This is a genomic window from Desulfomonile tiedjei DSM 6799 (assembly GCF_000266945.1).
Classification (GTDB): Bacteria; Desulfobacterota; Desulfomonilia; order Desulfomonilales; family Desulfomonilaceae; genus Desulfomonile; species Desulfomonile tiedjei.
In genome coordinates this window covers 3,365,109-3,383,140 of record NC_018025.1, presented here as the reverse complement: position 1 = coordinate 3,383,140, position 18,032 = coordinate 3,365,109, and the positions used below count along the sequence as shown (strand labels likewise).

Here is an 18,032-nt window from a genome sequence, read left to right as displayed (position 1 = left end):
GAGCGGAATTTTGAACAGCGGGACTCACGGTCCCGTCACCGATCAGACGGCCAATTTGCTACTGAGCCTTGCCACTGTACGAGAAGCGGTATTCTTGTGAAAAATGCCTTTTGTTACACCCTTATGAAGCAGGGAGGTCGCTTCGCTCAAGAGGCCGGCGGCCTGACCGTCCTTTTCTTCAATGGAACGGAGATACTTTTTGATGGCAGTCTTCACTTTGGATCTGTACGACATGTTTCTTACGCGCCGTTTCTCACTCTGACGCATTCTCTTCAGTGCTGAAGCATGATTAGCCATTCGAAGCTCCTACTGGGCGATTCTTTTTCTCTTCTATGGGAAAATGTCTCCTCCGCGGTCCGGAAGTTCCACGGTCGACGAACAATCCGTTAACGGAAACACTTTTTATGGCAGAAAACCCTATTTCAAGTCAAGCCTTTTCCTCAACGCCGAAAAAACCTGCAGTTTCGGAACAGAAATTGGTAGCTCGCGCCGCCGGGGTGGTGGGCTTCTGGACAACTCTGAGCCGTGTTCTCGGTTTCGTCAGGGACATGGTGATCGCATTATTTCTTGGGGCCGGGCCGGGCGCGGATGCTTTTTTCGTGGCGTTTCGGATTCCCAATCTGTTGAGGAGATTATTTGCCGAAGGCGCTTTATCTGCGGCTTTCATCCCTACGTACGTCGACACTCTCCAGCAGCTCGGGAAAACTGAGGCTGCTCGGCTCGCGCGTATTGCCTTCACGTTCACCACGATTGCACTGGCTGCGGTCACCCTTACGGGAATTGCTTTCAGTCCATTAATTGTTCGCTTGACGGCTCCGGGTTTTTTTGATGACCCATCGAAGTTCGGGCTCACCGTCGAATTAACCCGGACCATGTTCCCTTACATTTTCTTCATCTCTCTGGTCGCACTGGCATCGGGAATTCTCAATTCGCTCGGGCACTTTTCCGCACCCGCGGCAGCTCCTGTGCTGCTCAACCTTTCTATGATCACGAGTGTTGCGATCTGTGCAACATGGCTTAAGGTGCCGCCATTTTACGCGTTGGCCTGGGGAGTGGTCGTCGCCGGGGTCCTGCAATTGGCTTTGCAGATTCCTTTCTTGTGGGCGCTAGGAGTAAAGCTGTATCCGGATTTTCATCTCAGGCATCCCGCGCTCAAGAGGATGGGCCTTCTCTTCCTTCCGGCAGCCTTCGGAGGAGCCGTATACCAGTTGAACGTGCTGGTGGGAACCATTCTCGCATCCATGCTTCCGGTGGGCGGTGTTTCCTGGCTATACTATGCTGACCGAATTGTGGAATTGCCTCTGGGGATTTTTGCGATCGCCCTGGGGACTGCGATTCTGCCCTCCATGTCGCGGCAGGCAAGTAATGGCGATTTTGCGGGTCTGACCCGTTCAGTGTCCTTCGGTCTCAGGTTAATAGCATTCTTCACCATTCCTGCTTCCGTGGCTTTAATCGTCCTTGCGGAACCCATCATTGCCGTGCTCTTTCAAAGAGGAGCATTTACCTCAACAGATACCACCCAAACGGCGTACGCATTGTTCTACTACACGCTGGGACTTTGGGCATTCTCCGGGCTGAAAGTTGTGGTCCAGGCATTTTTCTCTCTAAAAGATACGCGCACACCCTTGTGGGTTTCCATGGGCGCCGTCGCGGTGAATCTTGTTGGGGGATTGCTGCTCATGGGCCCCATGGCTCAAGGCGGCCTTGCCCTGGCCACTTCTCTTGCCGCTGCATTGAACGTGCTGGTCCTTTTTGCGATTCTTGTGAAACGACTTGGAAGATTTCCCACGGAGCAATTCATAAAATCTCTCTTAAGAGTTAGTGCGGCTTCAGCTATTATGGGGGGGGCTCTTCTGTACGGCCGAACTTTCGGAACGTGGCCGGCGGGGTTAACGGCAACCAACGGTCTCGTCCTTAGCGGATGCGTACTAGGCGGGTTAGCAATATTCGCTGTTTCAGCATTTGGTCTTCGTTGCCAGGAGCTGGATTCGTTACTGGCCATCGCCGGTATAAAACGTCAAAAATCCGGAAATGCCGATTAATGCGGACATCGTGACGATCACGTTGCCGATCGCGCACATTATGTGGAGGTAATTCTCTATGGGGTATTCTCTCAAGGGAACGGATCGAGTGGCTATTCAGTCCCTGCCGAGAGGGGCAGACGATGAAATCGTTATTGAAGCGACAAAGCGTGTTGCTGAGGCTGCAACGGATTTTTCCTGGCTATCTCGAGGTGATACGGTCATCCTCAAGGTTGCGGCGAATTCTCCGAAAAAATATCCCTCCACCACCTCTCCACTCGCAGTCCGGGCCATGGTGGCATTGCTCAAAGAACGTGGTGCAGGAAAGGTTATTGTAGCAGATAAACCTGGAGTGGAGTGGGTGATCCAACTCAAGGATAAAACGAAGAGCTCCAGTCGGAAAGTGATGACGAAAAACGGTCTGCATGCTGCTGCGGTGGAATCCGGAGCAGAACCGCATTACTTTGACGAGGCTGGATTCGACGCATATTTTGCTGTTCGACCTGAACATGCGAATCATTGGAAAGGGGAGTTGATTCTCCCGAACATCTTGAACGAAACAGATCATATCATTATGTTGCCGCGGGTGAGCCGCCATTGCCTCGCCGGATCGACACTGGGACTCAAGGTTGCTGTGGGCTGGCTCCGGGACGACAGCCGCCTGGAATTGCACCGGGATGCCTGGACTTTTTACGATAAGATTGCCGAGATCAACGATGCGGCTATTTTGAATCAAAAGCTGCGGCTTACTCTTTCCGTTGCCACAAAGGTACTGACTACCTTCGGACCTGACTGGGGATACAAGACCGAACCCGACCCCGGCCTGATTTTTGCCTCGGATTCGTTAATTGCACACGACATGATCTCCCTCAGTTGGATGCACTGGAATCGAGAGAATTTCACCCCTGCGTTTTATAAGGCTCCGATTTTCGATTGGTACGATCTGTGCCCCGGCCTGGTGAACCGCTGGCTGGTGAGTTACGTATGGGGTTTTGGAGAACTGCTGAAATCGGAAAACTATTCAAGAGTGGATATCAGCACCCCATTCAAGGACCCGATCATCCGCAGAGCCGCTGCCATCTGGGACGGAATGCCGGATCTGGAAATTGAAGAAGTCGGCGGAAGCATGCCGGAGGATCTGCGTAATTACTTGAAATCACATATTTCACAATGATTCTCTCTACCCGGGAAAACGATTCCGCTCCGGTTCTCACATGAGAAAGGTGAAGGACGGGAGGAACTCAGTGCGGAGAGAGCTTCGCCGATTTCCTCCCGAGTCGTTAAATTTGTACTCAAACGATCTTTGTGCTCAAAATTCTTGGAAAGGAATATGACTTGTGCTCAGCTCTCGAATTTCTCTTCCGGGGAGTCTCCAGTAATAAGGAACGAGCTTATACCGACTGAGGCTTCCTATGATCGATCTTCATAGCCATATTCTTGCAGGAGTTGACGATGGACCTTCAAGAACCGATGAGAGTCTCCGCATGTGCCGTATGGCGGTCGGTGACGGCATTCGCTGCGTGGTTGCCACTCCCCACTCGTTTAACGGGGATCATGTGACTGATCCCGACACTATTCTGGCTCGCGTGGCCGACCTTAATCTCAGGTTACAATCCGAAAAATTGCCTCTAAAGATTTTGCCGGGAATGGAAATTCGTATTGTTCCCGAGTTCGTCGAACTTCTTTCTGCAGGACGCCTGCTTTCGTTAAATCAGGGAAAGTACTTTCTCCTGGAGTTTCATCCTGCTCACGTCCCGGCCGGTTTCGATCGACTCCTGAAGTTCATGCGAGCTCGCGGGCACGGCGTGGTGCTTGCACATCCCGAAAAGAACCTGCAAATCCAGGATAACATACAACAATTGATAAGCTGGCTGGAGACCGACGAAACATGGGATCTGCTTGTTCAGATTTCCGCGGATAGCCTCACCGGCGAGGCCGGAAAACAGGCATACAATGCGGCCCGTCTTTTACTGAACAGATCGTGCGTGCATGTGATAGCATCGGATGCCCATGCTGCGGAATATCGGCCTCCAATTCTCTCAAAAGCCGTTGAAATCGCATCGGACCTGGTAGGAAGCGCTCGGACAAATCAGATGGTGCGAGATGTTCCTGCCGCCATCGTATATGGAACGCCGTTTCCCGTCCTGGAACCCGTAGTGAAACGCCGCAAGTGGTGGCAATTTCTGTCGTAATCCTGGTAAATTGTCTGTGCGCAGATTGAGCGGATCAGTAGAAACCGACGTATTGCAGGTAGAATGCAGACCAGGAGAAATCAAGCCGACGATTTCCGGTGTCGTGTTCAAAAGTCGTATACCGCCAGCCCACCATAAGTCCTGAAGTGCCCCGGGAACTCCGCGGAGTCTTCAATCCCGCGGCTGCTTCGAATTCGGTCACAGAACTCCCCTGAATGGCAGGCATACGATAGCGGAGATCCACGACAGGAGTGATGTTCTCAAAATCCGACGGATTGTACGACAGATGTGCTCCCATGGTGACGGGACGGGGCAGAGCAATGAATTCAGCCGTTCCGGAAGCGGGAGAATACCCGAATGTGGGCTGTTTCCAGGTCGTATCCACATCGAGCCCCAATCGCAATCCGCAATAATCGATAAGATCGAAATCCGCTCCCACCCGCCACTCCGGCCAGTTCAGTTTGGCCTGTTTACCATTGGGGTCTCTCAAATATGTGCGATAATATGCTCTCAATGCGTATCTGCTCAATTGGGTTCGTGCCATGGATTCCAACAATATTCCATCTTTCTGGAATCCCAGATCCTTCACAAAATCGAAAGAAGTGCCGGTTGTTGAATTCCGAAATGTGCCGTTTTGAAGGTTTTCGAGAAAGACAGTCCCTCTCAGTTCACCCCGAAAATTGGGGCTGAACCCGAAAGCCGAAAAAGGGAAGATGGAATCTGAGGACTTTGAGGCGTTTGGCCCCATGAACGGCATGTACGAAGAGACATATCCCAGGGGACTGCTAATTCCGGTCGATACCTGCGCGTTAGCAGACGAGCCTGTATAGAAGAGCACACAGGCAAGGAGGACGAGAACAGCGCGGATGCGATTCATGAAAGATAGTGGCATATTTAGACGATATACAAAAAATATACTTCATTACCTGAAGTAGTTGTCTCATCTTATTAAAAATAAAGATTTTAATCAAACAATTTCTCTAGATCGCGCGCTCCGTCGAAAAGTGTGTTGACAAAAAAACAATATTCAGATATTTATATATCCAAAATCCTGTCCCGAGGAGGGCATGGTGTTCGTGGCAAAATGGTGTTCATCAGGAACTCTCGCAGTGATACTGATCTTTACGATTTGTCTGGGGGCGGGCGCAGCAACCTCGACAACAGGACCTAAAGGGGCCGAGTTTCAGATCTTCAGCAATCCCGCGGACGCAAACGATTTTCAGATGGGTACGCTCGATGGAAAAATCGTGAATCTCGCCAGTTACAGAGGAAAGGTGGTCTTGCTCAATTTCTGGAGAAAGAACTGCCCTTACTGCGACATTGAGAAGACCCATTTAACCTCCATGATGCACTCTCTTCAGAACAGTGACCTGGCCGTATTATGTGTAAATCTTTGGGACGACCCATCCTGGGTGCGGTCGAAAACCCACTACGCAAAAGGACCCTTCACCATTGTGACGAGAGTCGGCAATCGCCAGGCCGTGATGGAGAATATGGTGCGAGGAAAGCTTTTGGGGTACTTCGTTTTGAATGGCTCGAATGAGGCAATTTACGAAGTGAAGGGCTTTCCGTCCACGTACGTGATCAATAAAGAGGGAAAAGTCGTGGCTACTCACATGGGGCTGGTACCCTGGAGCAATCCGTCCGTTACGAAGTGGGTGACCGGACTTCTGAGCGAAAAATTGCGAGAAACTGCACCCGGACTTCCCGAATGGCTGGATCGGATTCTCAGTGGATCTGAGGAACACGCGTTCAATGGATCTGCAGCTCTTGCTTTTCAGCGCAGATGAGCTGAATGGAGAAATATATGGAATTGCTTTTAATTATCGGATTAGTCATTGGCTGGTTTGTTGTTAACATGTGGTTGTTGCCGCGCGCAGGTGTTGCCACGTGAATGGCTCCCGCCAAGTCCGCGGATCGGACGAAACAGAACGGATGCGCCAAAGGAAAAGACTGACGAAACATCGATTAAGCGAGGGCAGTTAGCATGAATGAGCCCACAAGAACTCAGTATGAAACAGGCGAAGAGACCGAGGATCTGACAGAACTGTTTAACGAGATAAAGAAACTGGAATTTTCCAGAGAGGCCGAAATCTTTAAGGCGCTGGGGCACCCGGTTCGTTTGAAAATCGTATACGGTCTGCTGAAAGTCGGGGGCTGTAACGTGAAGAATATGCAAGAGTGCCTGGGACTTCATCAGGCTACGGTATCTCAGCATCTCATTCACTTAAAGAGCAGGGGCATCATAACGTCCACACGGCAGGGGCTCGAGATGATCTACTCGGTCACTGATGTCTGGGCAAAATGTATAGTGGATAATATTGAAAAGAAACTCAAAGAATCTCAGTCTTAAGAGAATTCCGGAAATGCCGGGTTAGCGCCCGGCGTTTCCTCTGCCTCCTCCGAATAGACGCGCTTCTTTTGTACATTGAACGTTCATATCTGATATACTCTATCGCACACACAATGCATCCTGAGCGGGAGGTCGATTCATGGCGGATCTGGTGAGATTCGGGGTTTCCATTCCTGACGATCTGTTGGAAAGGTTTGACGAACTTATTTCGAACAAGGGGTATACAAACCGGTCTGAAGCTATTCGCGATCTCATACGGGATCGCCTGGTGGATCACGAATGGAGCCAATCTACGCACGACGTGGTAGGGACGGTAACGGTAGTTTACAATCACGAGCAAAGCGATCTAGCTCAGAAATTGACGGAAATTCAGCACACCAAACACGATCTTATCGTTTCGGCGGTGCACGTCCATCTCGACCAGCACAATTGTCTTGAGGTCCTTATCATGCGCGGTGGTTCCGAAGAGGTGCGCAAAGCCGGGGAACAGTTGATTTCCACACGGGGAGTCAAGCACGGCAAGATTACGATGACCACCACGGGCAAAGAATTGGACTGAGCCAATGCGGTAGTTCCCCTGATGCTTCGTCATTTCGGTCTTGCGCGATATGTCTGTGTTTAAGAGACTGAGCGATTGTCAGTGCAAGGAGCGCTGCCTGGCAGCAATCCTCTGACCTGTTCGGTGCAGGAAACGAAACAGCTCAGCCATACACCCGCGAATAGATGAGAGGTCTGGCATCTCCGCTCGTCGGAGGGGGGATCAGAAGCTGTAGATCGACGTTCAGCCAGTGGTATTCAGGATTTAACTCACGCAGTTTTCCGTCCGCGGGAGGCGTGGAATATTCATTGTGAGCGTACTTGACCTGAAAAATCCCCACGCCGTAATCAGGGGCTCTATCGATCAAGTACGCTGAAGAAAAATCGCTTTCTTTCATTTTGGCTATCTTTGCCAAATCTTCGATGTCCGAATTTGGCACTCTTATGAGCACATATTTGGAGACTCCTTGCTCGGATGTCCGAATAAGAGTGCGTGCCTCTGACGATGCAATATACACAGTAGAGATAAAATCGTAACGTGCCAGAAAGCGGGCTGCCACAATGCCGGCCGTCCTGCGGCCTCCTGCAGTATGGTAGAATCCGTAATACTCATAGAGTTTCTGCTGTAGCAGTTCCCCTGTTTTTTCACCTTTCTCGTACAGATCTTTCGACACGTATCGCAGATACCGCCCGAGGTCCTGGGCAGCAGCCGCAACAGGCCAATCGATGCGAACGTGAAAATGACTGAGACCGAACCTATATCTGGCTTTGACACTGGGATCCCGTTGAATCAGCAGTGCGTAATCTGCTCCCAATAATTTCTTCAGCAGACTTACAAATTCCGTATCTTCAAAATAGCGCATCCTTTGATGAAACACATCTTGAAGATCGAATACCGAAAGCAGCATTAAATTCTCTTTTGTAACTTTATTTGAATCAAAGAATCTTATAAAGAGCTTTGCATCGGACGGGAGCATCTCTTCATTAAAGATTACGATAAATTGTTTGTGTTCCGGATACTCGCGACCGTGGATCTTTGCTCTCGGTTTTAACTCTCTCATTTCGACGAATGGATATTCTTGTCCCTTTTCTTTGAAAGCTTTATAGGATTCGATAAGGCTTTGCGTAATCAGAACGCTGTCCAATTCATCTCTCAAGAAGAAATACAAACATCGACGGAATCTCTCGTTCCATCCTATTTCACTCCGTCGCAATGCTGGCATGGATAAAAAGCCTCCTCTACCTCAGGAAAACTGGAGCCCAGACAAAAAAGCGGATCAACCCCTACCAGCAATGAAGAATCCGAGCCCGATTCAAGCGGCAGCTATCCTGTACCCGTAGAGATGTATTGCTATAAACTGGGGGTGAATGCCTCATGGGGCAACAACTCGTCAAGCCTGGACGAATGTCCATATGAAAAAACTGTCGAATTGCAGCCTATTCTATCCTATTACCAGAAACTGGGGCCTCTTGCAACCCGCGGCAAAAAAAGGTAACAAGAATTCCGAATACATGAAGAAGGGATTGTGGCCATGACAGAGAACCAGCCGGGAGATGTACCTTTCTCTCCGGTCGAGGAAGAGGAACAAGAGGATTTTACATCGCTTTTTGAAGCCAGCTCAAAGCAACAGGATACTCGCGTCCAGCGCGACACCAAGATAGAAGGAACTGTCGTCTCCATCGGTTCTGAATGGATTTTTGTCGATATCGGGGCCAAAACCGAGGGGGCGATATCTCGTGAAGAGCTGTTGGATGATGATGGTGAGCTAAAGGTCCGAGTTGGAGATACGATTTCCGCATATGTGGTCAGCACCCGGGCCGGCGAAGTATTGCTAAGCATTAAGATGACTGCTGCTGCCGGTGAGGATGCAATCAGAGGAGCCCAAAAGAGCGGAGTGCCCGTCGAAGGGGTTGTTACCGGAGAAAGAAAGGGCGGTTATACCGTAACCATTTTCGGCAAGCAGGCCTTCTGTCCGTTTTCGCAGATAGATATTCAGTCTGGTGGCATGCCGGATGATTACATCGGAAAGCGTTTCTCATTCCGCATAGCGGAATATTCCGATCGTGGAAGGAACATTGTGGTGTCCCGAAGAGCCATAATGGAAGAGGAACGCATGCGACAGGCCGAAGAACTGAAGAAGACCCTCAAGCCCGGTGACATTATTCAGGGAACGGTCCAAAAACTCGCCCCCTTTGGAGCTTTCGTCGATATCGGGGGAGTCGAAGGTCTTATCCCGATGTCCGAACTCGCGTGGTATCGGGTTGCGGATGTATCGGACGTACTCAAGACAGGGGAATCGGTTTCTGTCAAAGTCATGGATTTGGATTGGGCGAACAGGCGTATATCCCTGAGCATGAAACAGGTTCTCGAAGACCCCTGGGATACTGTTGCACAGCGCTTTCCGGAGCAATCCGTAATTCGCGGGACAGTCAAGAAATTGATGAATTTCGGTGCATTCGTAGAATTGGAGCCGGGAATCGAAGGATTGATCCATATTTCCAATCTGGGCATGGGGCGTCGGATCAATCATCCGAAAGAGGTGCTCTCGGAAGGGGATTCCGTGGAAGCTCGCGTTTTGTCTGTCGATCAGGGCGCTCGTCGCATAGGTTTGGAGCTCAAGCACTCCGTGACGACTGAAGAATCCGAAGGGCATGCAGCACTGCAGTCCGGGGACGTGGTAGAAGGAACGGTAGAGTCCGTGAAGGATTATGGTGTATTCGTCAGCCTTCCCGGGAACAAAACAGGGCTTCTGCATGTTTCGGAAATTGGCGACGGCCGGAGCGGCGATCTTCGGGGGAGATTTCCTTTGGACTCCAGACTCCAGGTGCAGGTCCTATCCATCGAGCCCGATTCGGGCAAGATTTCTTTGAGCACGAAAACTCTGAAGAAAAATGCTGAAGATGAACAGTTCAAGGAATTCGTGAGCGGCAGGAATCGTGAGTCCTCTTTTGGCACGCTGGGACAACTGCTCAAAGACAAGCTCAAACAATGAACAGCCTGAGCAAGGAAATCTGTCTGGGCCCGACGTCATCGCCGATAAGTCAGCGGCTTTGTGCTGTTCCCTTCTTCTCATTGGAGGATGCCCCGTTTCCGCAGTAATAACCATAGACGCACTCGTCAAGAAGTTCGGAGGCGTCACCGCACTGAATGAAATAAGCCTGGAGATCGAACAGGGCGAACTTTTCGGCTTGCTCGGTCCCAACGGGGCAGGCAAGACCACGCTCATTTCCATTCTGGCCACAATACTCAAGCAGACATCCGGAACCGCGATGGTTTGCGAGAGGAACATCGAGCGTGAACAGGCCAAAGTCCGAAAATGCATTGGTATAGTGTTTCAAGATCCTAGTCTTGATGAAGATCTCACGGGTGAGGAGAACCTTGATTTCCATGGCAGATTGTACGGACTTGCAGCAGCACTGCGCCGGAGGCGAATTGATGAAGTGCTGGAACTCGTCGATCTGAAAGACCGAAAGAATTATCTGGTCAAAACCTATTCTGGGGGAATGCGGAGAAGACTTGAAATTGCCCGGGGTCTCATGCATATGCCGCAGGTGCTCTTTCTGGATGAACCGACTCTCGGCCTGGACCCTCAGACGAGAAGAAAAATCTGGGCGTACATAGAGAATCTCAAGGAGGTCTTCGGAACGACGATCATCCTCACGACTCATTATATGGATGAGGCCGATCAGTTGTGTTCCAGGATAGCCATTATCGACAGCGGAAGAATTGTGGCTCTGGATACGCCTCAAAACCTGAAAGCCCGTTTGGGAGGGGAACTCCTTGAATTGGAAGTCTCGCCCCCCCAAGAGAGATTCGCGGACGAGTTGGTGGCAATGGAAGGCGTACAGGATGTTGCATTGGAAAACGGTCGGATTCTTCTGACCGTAAATCAGGGAGAGGCGATTATTCCGAGAGTATTTCAAACCGCGCAGACGTTCGGAGTGGCCATTACCTCGGTTTCAATGAGAAAACCGAACCTTGAAGATGTGTTCATTGAGTTGACGGGCAGGGAAATACGCGAATCGGAAGTAGCCGAACCGACGGAGAGGATGCGTATTCTCATGTTGAGACGGAGACGATGATCTCTACGATATACACCTTGTGGCTCCGGGAGATGAAGAAGTTCGTCAGGAACAAGAGCAGGCTGGTGGGGTCCATGGCGTTCCCGGTGCTGTTCCTCGTTGTCCTGGGAACCGGATTCAGCGGTTTCTTCCAGTACAGGGGCGGTGTCTCGTACGTCCAGTTCATCGGACCGGGAATTATCGGCATGACTTTGCTGTTTTCCTCCATGTTCGGCGGACTGAGTGTCCTCTGGGACAGGCAGTTCGGATTCCTCAAGGAAATACTTGTTGCGCCGGTCAGCCGTGTATCGATCATGGCCGGAAAAACGATTGGTACGGTAACGACTTCTATGATCAAAGGGTGCCTGCTATTGGCCGCACTGGCCATAGCGGGGCTTGTGCGGGTCGATATTTTCGGTATGTTGGCTGCACTGGTATTCATGTTTGTGATCTCTGCGGCTTTCGTAGCGCTCGGCATAGCTGCTGCGGCCTTGATGAGCGATCCTCACGGATTCCAGTTGATCATGAATTTTCTTATTATGCCGGTGTTCTTTCTTTCCGGCGCTCTATTTCCTTTGGAAGGAATTCCCGAATGGCTTTCGATCCTGACGAAAATCAATCCTCTCACCTATGGCATTGATGGGATGCGATTCGCGTTGGGCGGTCCTTATGAATTTTCTCCTTTGCTCGATCTTGCCGTACTTGTGGTATTCTCTGTCGTGGCAACGTTAGCAGGGGCTTTTCTCTTCGAGAGAATGCCCGCGTAATGACGGACATAAGAGAGGGAGCTCTCATATATGAGAATTGCATTCGATGTAGACGGAGTGGTTCTCAGGTCGATTGAGGTAATTCTTGAGCGTGTGAACGCTTTGACCGGCCGAAATTTGCAGCCGAGCGATCTGAAATCATGGGAATTGGAACCTCTGGGACTTGATTTTAACGTATTGAACGATGCAGTGACCTACATGTTTGCCCGGAAGAAGATCGAACCTTATGCGGGCGCAGTGTTGACATTGAGCAGATTGTATAAGCAGTTAAATTCTCCTCTGCTTTTTATAACAGGACGTCACGCACCGGAAACAGCCTTGAGACAGCTCGAAGCTCTTCCCTGGAATCCCACCGTTCCTGAAATGATCGTGATCGGCGGGAACAGGGACAAGCGCTCCTTCCTGGCGGACCACGCGGTGGATTTCATTGTCGAGGACGATCCCGCTCATCTACAGGATTATCTCGATATGGGGATCGGGGTGGGGCTTATGGTTCAGCCGTGGAATCGTGAGACCAAAATACCTGTCACGAAAAGATTTCATAACTGGTCCGAACTCGAAAGCTGGCTTATCGAATCGAATGCGACCATCGAGTAGTCTTTCCCGACCACGAGGCAACCTCACAAATTTGAATCGGAACGGCCTGTGCACAAGGCCTATCGTGCTTGACACCGGGGCGATCCTCGATAAAATGGCGGCGTAACAATCTCCATTCCTGGTGTTCCCCCTGACAAAGGAGAATCGAAAATGGGTTTCTTTGGAAAACTGTGGGCCAGAATACGCGGAATATTTATCACTGCCGGCGATGATGTGGTGTCCTCGAGCCCGGAAGCTATACGTGCGACCTATGCCACAGCAATCGATCAAGCAAAGAAGCGCTACAAAGAAATGGAGAACGCAGTTGCACTTCTGGCACGGGAACGCGATCGCACCGAGACAACCCTGAGAGATCTTGAAAGGGAAGAAGTGGAGCTGCAAAAGAAGCTCGACGGAGCTTTGGCTTCCGCAGAATCAGATCCCAATAATCCTGCGCACCGTGAGGCAGGAACACGTTATCTGGCCCGTATCAAGGAGATTGACGAAAAACAGGCAACGTTGGTAACGGAGTTCGAATCCCAACGGACCAAAGTCGAAGAATACAAAATGCGGTTGCGCTCGTTTACTGAAGAGATCACGCGACTCCAAAGAGAACAAGGAGAGATGATCGCAGAGTTTGTCTCCACCCAGCAGGTCCTTCATCTTGAAGACAGGCTGAGAGGTCTGGGCGAAACGGCCGTTGACGAATCTATTGTCGCGATCCGAGAAAAAGTTGCCACAATGCGTTCCCGGGCCAAAATTGCCACTGAGATGAGCAGTGCGACTCTGGCCACTCAGGACCGCACGTACGAACAAGTGGGGGCGGAACGAGAAGCTGCATCAAAATTTGACGAGCTGCTCAAAGCAAGAACCGGGGTTAAAGCCGGAACACCCGATCGAGAGAGAGAACTCGGCTGAAATCACTATACTTCCAGAGTAAAAATCCGGCTCGGCATCCTCGATCTACAAGCAAGACTATGAATGAGAATGGTCCTGAACCACCAGAATTTGCTCGGAAAATAAAAGAAAAGTACGTTTCGTCTCAATCGAACGCGTTTATTATTTACGGGAATACCAAAGATATCTACCCGGTGTCGGAAGACAGATACGTCAACTTGGTGGATTTCCTGGTTGAAGCCCTCATAAAACCGGATAAGGCGACTGCTCCGCGAATTGTTCTGCTCTACGATCCGGCAACCGGCATCTCGTTCCTCAATCCTCTCGACCGTCAGTTGCTCGCGAACATCATGGGAGAGACCAGACTTCGGACGGTATTGGAATCATCAAGAGGGGACGTTATCGTTGCATGCGCAGTCATGAGGGAACTGACCCGCTTCAATGTGATGGTCCCGAAGGAAGATTCTCCCGGGAGGACGATTCGCAAAGACTTCGCAATTATTATCCGGTACGCGGAAGCTGTTGCTCCGCCGTTTCGCGGTGACGTCGCGCTGGATTCCGATCGGTTGAAGATCATCACGCTGGAAAATTGGCTGTCTGACAGCGGGTTCATTGCCTCTCCGGATATCGTATTTATGACCGCCGAAACCTTGAACGGCATTAACGAACGCATTGTCGATCTCCCCTACTGTTCGGCTATCAAAATAGATCGACCCAAGGAAGAAGAGCGAAAACGCTATATCGAATACCTGTTGAAAGAAGAGAACGTTTCCTCGGATGTCTCATCGGCTCATCTTGCTTACAGCAGTGCCGGTCTTACGCTGCTTTCTATACGCCAGATATTCCGACAGGCTGCATACAAGGGAAACACGCTGACTCCCGATCTGATCTTTGAAAAATCAAAAGAAATTATCGAAAAAGAATTGGAAGGACACATAGAGTTCCCGAATCTTGCGTACGGTTTTGAAAAGGTCATCGGAGCGTCCAGGTTACTCAAGAAGCTTAATGAGCTGAAAGCATGCCTTCGAGGGAGCGATCCGGACATAATGCCTGTGGGAATACTTGTTCCGGGTGCAAACGGAGTGGGCAAGACGTTCATATACAAAGCGTTCGCCAAAGAATGCGGCTGGATTGCCGTTGTCCTCAAGAATATCCGCGGACCTTATGTGGGACAGACTGAGAAAAACTGGGAGCGTATACGTTCCGTTCTCGAAGCCATGGGCAATGTCATGGTCATCTATGACGAGGCCGACACTGAAATCGGAGGTCGCAGCGCCCAGACCCACGATGTTGACAGACGCCTTTTCGGGAATATTCTCAAGATGATGTCCGCGGATGAGAATCGCGGCCGAATAGTGTGGATCATCATCACCGCCAGACCCGACAGGTTGGAGCCGGATATAAAGCGCTCGGGCAGGGCAGGGGAGCATTTGCCCGTATTCGCGAGCGAAGGAGAAGAAAAAGAGGCCTTCGTCAAGCACGTTCTTTCCCAGGCCGGGGTGGATCTTGTGGACTTTTCCTCTGCGTATAAGGAAGAATTCCTTCGTTTGACCCACGAATATTTTCCCGCGGATTTCGATCAACTGGTTACTGAGTTGAAACGTCGCCGTGTCATCGAGGGCTCTTTATCACCGGAAATGGTGCTCGAAGAAGCTAAAGATTTCATCCCGTCCGACATTGCGCGACAGCGCGAATATCAGGAGCTTCTCGCAGTCCTCGAGTGTACCTCCAGAGAAATCCTGCCGGATCGGTATGCCACGGTTTCCAAGGAACTCATTCAGGATCGACTTCAAACAATTAGAATGCTCATAGGCCAAAACTGATGCTGGTTCTCGGAATCGAAACTTCCTGCGATGAAACCGCTGCTGCGGTAGTACGTGACGGCAGGACCATATTGTCGGATGTCGTTCTTTCACAGGTCGATATTCATAAAGAATACGGCGGGGTTGTTCCTGAGCTGGCTTCACGGAAGCACGTCGAGGTAATCTCGATGGTGATTCAGGAAGCACTGGAACGAGCGGGAGTGAATCCCGAAGAGCTGGACGGTATAGGCGTGACACGCGGGCCCGGTCTCATCGGGGCGTTGCTGGTGGGGATCAGTGCGGCAAAGAGCATTGCTTTTGCCTTGAACAAACCTTTGATAGGCGTCAACCACCTGCATGGGCATCTGTTCGCTGTCTTCCTGGAACGAAACGACATACAGTTTCCGTTTATCGGATTGGTTGTCTCTGGAGGACACACCAGTCTGTATCATGTGAAAGGACCTCTGGAAATCCAACTTCTGGGACGAACCCGAGACGACGCGGCTGGAGAAGCCTATGACAAGGTGGCAAAACTATTGGGCCTCGGATACCCTGGAGGAGTAGTCATTGATGGTCTGTCCAATGGCACGGATCCGGGGAAGCTGCGATTTCCCAGGGCATTGATGGAAAATGATAATCTCGATTTTTCTTTTTCAGGACTGAAGACCGCAGTCCTCAGGCAAGCGGAGGAATTGTACGGCCAGGCAGGATATAAGAATCTTCCCGGGAGTTTTCATCCCCTTCCTGTTCCCCATAAAGGAAGCGGGGTGGACTCCGGGGTCAAGCTCATTGCTGCCGCGTTCCAGGATGCAGTAACTGACGTCCTCACCGCAAAGGGACTCAGAGCCGCTGAAATGTATCAGGCTGATAAGTTGGTAATTTGTGGAGGAGTAGCCGCAAACCGCGAGCTGAGGCGAAAAATGAATTCCGAGGGAATCCGACGAGGAATAGAAACCGTGTTTCCCTCGCCAAGGCTTTGTACCGACAATGGGGCCATGATTGCCGCGCGGGCGGCCAGCCTGCTTTCCTTGGGGATGGTGGATAACCTGGATTTCGGTGCAAAGAGCCGCTGGTAATACAATCTTATGCGGTAATAGTCCCCGCGATGGGATTCGATTCTGATAGAGAGAGGTAGGAAATCAGTATGGGGCACCTGACCAAGAAAGTACTTTTTGATGAGCGCGCTATTGCTGCTCGGGTTGCAGAGATCGGCCGGGAGATATCGACCAAATACCCCGAAGGAAATGTGTTGCTGATCGGGATACTGAAAGGTGCTTTCATGTTCATGGCCGATCTCGTGAGAAGCATCAGTGTCAGTTGTCAGGTGGATTTTGTGAGAATCTCATCCTACAAAGATGCGACGGTCTCCAGTGGAAAATTGGACATCCTTCTGGATGTGGGAATGTCAGTGGAAAATAGAAATGTGATTCTTGTGGACGATATCGTGGATTCCGGCCTCACCCTGAGCGAGTACAAGAAAAAGCTTCTCGAAAGAAAACCCAGAACTCTCGAATTGGCTGCGCTGGTAAATAAGACCGGAAGACGCGAAAAACACGTAGACCTCGATTATTGCGGCTTCAAAATCGAAGAAGGATTTATCGTCGGATACGGTCTGGACTGTGACGAGCAGGACAGATGTCACGGTAGTCTGTACGTTCTGGAAGATGACGATTCAACCAATGGATAACCAGGTGTTTCGACGAATGGAAATCTGAGAGAATGCCGACACAGAAGCCCCGGAAAATCGGATTCTTTAGCTTTCAGCACGCACTTGTGCGGGCGCTGGTGGGACTGACTATCGTTCTGGTGATTGGTACCTCGGGATATCACCTATTGTTCGAATGGCCGTTATTGGATGGCTTTTACATGACCGTAATTACCATCACCGGTATAGGATTCAAAGAGGTTCATGACCTCGGGAATGAAGGGAAAATATTCACTCTCTTCATTATTCTTTCCGGGTTTGGGGTCGTTGCATACACCCTCGTTACCGGCACTAAAATGCTGATTGAGGGAGAGATCAACAAGATTCTGACGAGGCGTCGCTCCATGAAGGCCATAGAAAAACTCAGGAACCATTTCATCATTTGCGGATTCGGCCGCATGGGCTCTTTCATATGTGAAGAATTGCACGCGAGGGGAATTTCTTTCGTAATCGTTGAAAACAGGAGCGAAATTCAGGACCGAATCGTGCAGTCAGGTTACTTCCTTTCGCCGGGAGATGCCACGGAAGAGGATGTATTGCTGAAGGCTGGTATAAAGAACGCGAGAGGTCTTGTGTCTGTACTCGATTCCGATGCGTCGAATGTGTACGTTGTCCTTACAGCGCGGGAGCTGAATGAAGAGCTTGAGATCATCGCAAGGGCCGGTGAAGAATCCGCAGCCAAGAAACTGCTCCGGGCTGGAGCGACTCGTGTGATAAGCCCGTACAAAATAGGCGGCATGCGGCTGGTCATGGGAATCTTGAAACCCGAAGTCATGAGTTTTCTGGAAGTCGCAATGGACCACAGAAAATATGACATCGAGATTGAAGAAGTAAAACTTTTAGAGCATTCCCCCTACTGCGGAAAAAAGCTCATAGAAACGGAGATCCGCCGGGAGTTGAATCTGATTATCATTGCTGTTAAGAAGCGAAACGGTCAGATGGTGTTCAACCCCGGTCCTCAAACGGTTATAGAAGCGGGTGATACACTCATCTCCATGGGAGAAAAGGAGAATCTGGCAATCCTGGAAAAAGAAGCTTCGGGAAACTCAAAAACTTCTGCAAGAAGTTTGAATACTTCCGGAACATAGCTGATATTTGACTTTATTTCATGTCCTTCATG

General features: G+C 50.4%; 18 protein-coding genes. 15 read left to right on the top strand and 3 right to left on the bottom strand.

Annotation, left to right across the window (positions count from 1 at the left end; all coding sequences use genetic code 11):
- Positions 1 to 42: 42 nt before the first annotated feature.
- Positions 43 to 297 carry a 30S ribosomal protein S20 gene (gene rpsT / locus DESTI_RS14295; protein WP_014810682.1) on the bottom strand — a complete coding sequence of 85 codons (255 nt, stop codon included), beginning with the start codon at positions 295 to 297 and terminating at the stop codon, positions 43 to 45.
- A gap of 107 nt (positions 298 to 404) precedes the next feature.
- On the opposite strand from rpsT, the gene murJ reads away from it, so the two are divergent.
- The 3 genes from murJ (at position 405) to DESTI_RS14280 (ending at position 4,213) form a co-directional block, all read left to right on the top strand.
- Complete coding sequence (gene murJ / locus DESTI_RS14290) at positions 405 to 2,042, top strand: murein biosynthesis integral membrane protein MurJ (RefSeq protein WP_014810681.1); 1,638 nt, start codon at positions 405 to 407, stop codon at positions 2,040 to 2,042.
- 58 nt (positions 2,043 to 2,100) lie between these two features.
- Positions 2,101 to 3,195 carry a DUF362 domain-containing protein gene (locus tag DESTI_RS14285; protein ID WP_014810680.1) on the top strand — a complete coding sequence of 365 codons (1,095 nt, stop codon included), beginning with the start codon at positions 2,101 to 2,103 and terminating at the stop codon, positions 3,193 to 3,195.
- A gap of 238 nt (positions 3,196 to 3,433) precedes the next feature.
- Complete coding sequence (locus DESTI_RS14280; protein ID WP_014810679.1) at positions 3,434 to 4,213, top strand: tyrosine-protein phosphatase; 780 nt, start codon at positions 3,434 to 3,436, stop codon at positions 4,211 to 4,213.
- A gap of 34 nt (positions 4,214 to 4,247) precedes the next feature.
- Here DESTI_RS14280 and DESTI_RS14275 read toward each other — a convergent pair whose 3' ends face one another.
- Positions 4,248 to 5,090, bottom strand: coding sequence for a hypothetical protein (locus DESTI_RS14275; protein ID WP_014810678.1), 843 nt, complete (start codon positions 5,088 to 5,090; stop codon positions 4,248 to 4,250).
- Between the two features lie 199 nt (positions 5,091 to 5,289).
- Between DESTI_RS14275 and DESTI_RS28925 the strand changes: the two genes are divergently transcribed.
- The 3 genes from DESTI_RS28925 to nikR all read left to right on the top strand — a co-directional run bounded on the left by DESTI_RS28925 (position 5,290) and on the right by nikR (position 7,125).
- Positions 5,290 to 6,003 carry a peroxiredoxin family protein gene (locus DESTI_RS28925; RefSeq protein ID WP_157212167.1) on the top strand — a complete coding sequence of 238 codons (714 nt, stop codon included), beginning with the start codon at positions 5,290 to 5,292 and terminating at the stop codon, positions 6,001 to 6,003.
- A 197-nt stretch (positions 6,004 to 6,200) separates the two neighbouring features.
- Positions 6,201 to 6,566: an ArsR/SmtB family transcription factor gene (locus DESTI_RS14265; protein ID WP_014810676.1), complete on the top strand. Its 366-nt coding sequence runs from the start codon at positions 6,201 to 6,203 to the stop codon at positions 6,564 to 6,566.
- A 139-nt stretch (positions 6,567 to 6,705) separates the two neighbouring features.
- Entirely contained in the window at positions 6,706 to 7,125 is a 420-nt protein-coding gene (gene nikR / locus DESTI_RS14260) for a nickel-responsive transcriptional regulator NikR (RefSeq protein ID WP_014810675.1), read from the top strand.
- Between the two features lie 142 nt (positions 7,126 to 7,267).
- Here nikR and DESTI_RS14255 read toward each other — a convergent pair whose 3' ends face one another.
- Positions 7,268 to 8,326, bottom strand: coding sequence for an Interleukin family protein (locus DESTI_RS14255; RefSeq protein ID WP_014810674.1), 1,059 nt, complete (start codon positions 8,324 to 8,326; stop codon positions 7,268 to 7,270).
- 309 nt (positions 8,327 to 8,635) lie between these two features.
- Here DESTI_RS14255 and rpsA point away from each other — a divergent pair, with 309 nt between their 5' ends.
- The 9 genes from rpsA (at position 8,636) to DESTI_RS14210 (ending at position 18,000) form a co-directional block, all read left to right on the top strand.
- Positions 8,636 to 10,096: a 30S ribosomal protein S1 gene (gene rpsA, locus DESTI_RS14250; RefSeq protein ID WP_014810673.1), complete on the top strand. Its 1,461-nt coding sequence runs from the start codon at positions 8,636 to 8,638 to the stop codon at positions 10,094 to 10,096.
- Positions 10,041 to 11,186, top strand: a complete 1,146-nt coding sequence (locus DESTI_RS14245; protein ID WP_211213679.1) for an ATP-binding cassette domain-containing protein — start codon at positions 10,041 to 10,043, stop codon at positions 11,184 to 11,186. The genes rpsA and DESTI_RS14245 overlap by 56 nt, the downstream gene beginning before the upstream one ends.
- Positions 11,183 to 11,932 (top strand): ABC transporter permease, encoded by a 750-nt coding sequence (locus DESTI_RS14240; RefSeq protein ID WP_014810671.1) that lies wholly within the window; start codon positions 11,183 to 11,185, stop codon positions 11,930 to 11,932. Before DESTI_RS14245 ends, DESTI_RS14240 begins: the two co-directional genes overlap by 4 nt.
- Positions 11,933 to 11,962: 30 nt before the next feature.
- Entirely contained in the window at positions 11,963 to 12,529 is a 567-nt protein-coding gene (locus DESTI_RS14235) for a 5' nucleotidase, NT5C type (protein WP_014810670.1), read from the top strand.
- A gap of 150 nt (positions 12,530 to 12,679) precedes the next feature.
- A complete protein-coding gene (locus DESTI_RS14230; RefSeq protein ID WP_014810669.1) occupies positions 12,680 to 13,426 on the top strand; it encodes a PspA/IM30 family protein in 747 nt (248 codons plus the stop codon).
- A 59-nt stretch (positions 13,427 to 13,485) separates the two neighbouring features.
- On the top strand, positions 13,486 to 15,228 hold the full coding sequence (locus DESTI_RS14225) for an AAA family ATPase (protein ID WP_014810668.1): 1,743 nt from the start codon (positions 13,486 to 13,488) through the stop codon (positions 15,226 to 15,228).
- Positions 15,228 to 16,283, top strand: coding sequence for a tRNA (adenosine(37)-N6)-threonylcarbamoyltransferase complex transferase subunit TsaD (gene tsaD, locus DESTI_RS14220; protein WP_014810667.1), 1,056 nt, complete (start codon positions 15,228 to 15,230; stop codon positions 16,281 to 16,283). The genes DESTI_RS14225 and tsaD overlap by 1 nt, the downstream gene beginning before the upstream one ends.
- A gap of 68 nt (positions 16,284 to 16,351) precedes the next feature.
- Positions 16,352 to 16,894 carry a hypoxanthine phosphoribosyltransferase gene (hpt, locus tag DESTI_RS14215; protein ID WP_014810666.1) on the top strand — a complete coding sequence of 181 codons (543 nt, stop codon included), beginning with the start codon at positions 16,352 to 16,354 and terminating at the stop codon, positions 16,892 to 16,894.
- A gap of 32 nt (positions 16,895 to 16,926) precedes the next feature.
- Complete coding sequence (locus DESTI_RS14210) at positions 16,927 to 18,000, top strand: potassium channel family protein (protein WP_014810665.1); 1,074 nt, start codon at positions 16,927 to 16,929, stop codon at positions 17,998 to 18,000.
- Positions 18,001 to 18,032 lie beyond the last annotated feature (32 nt).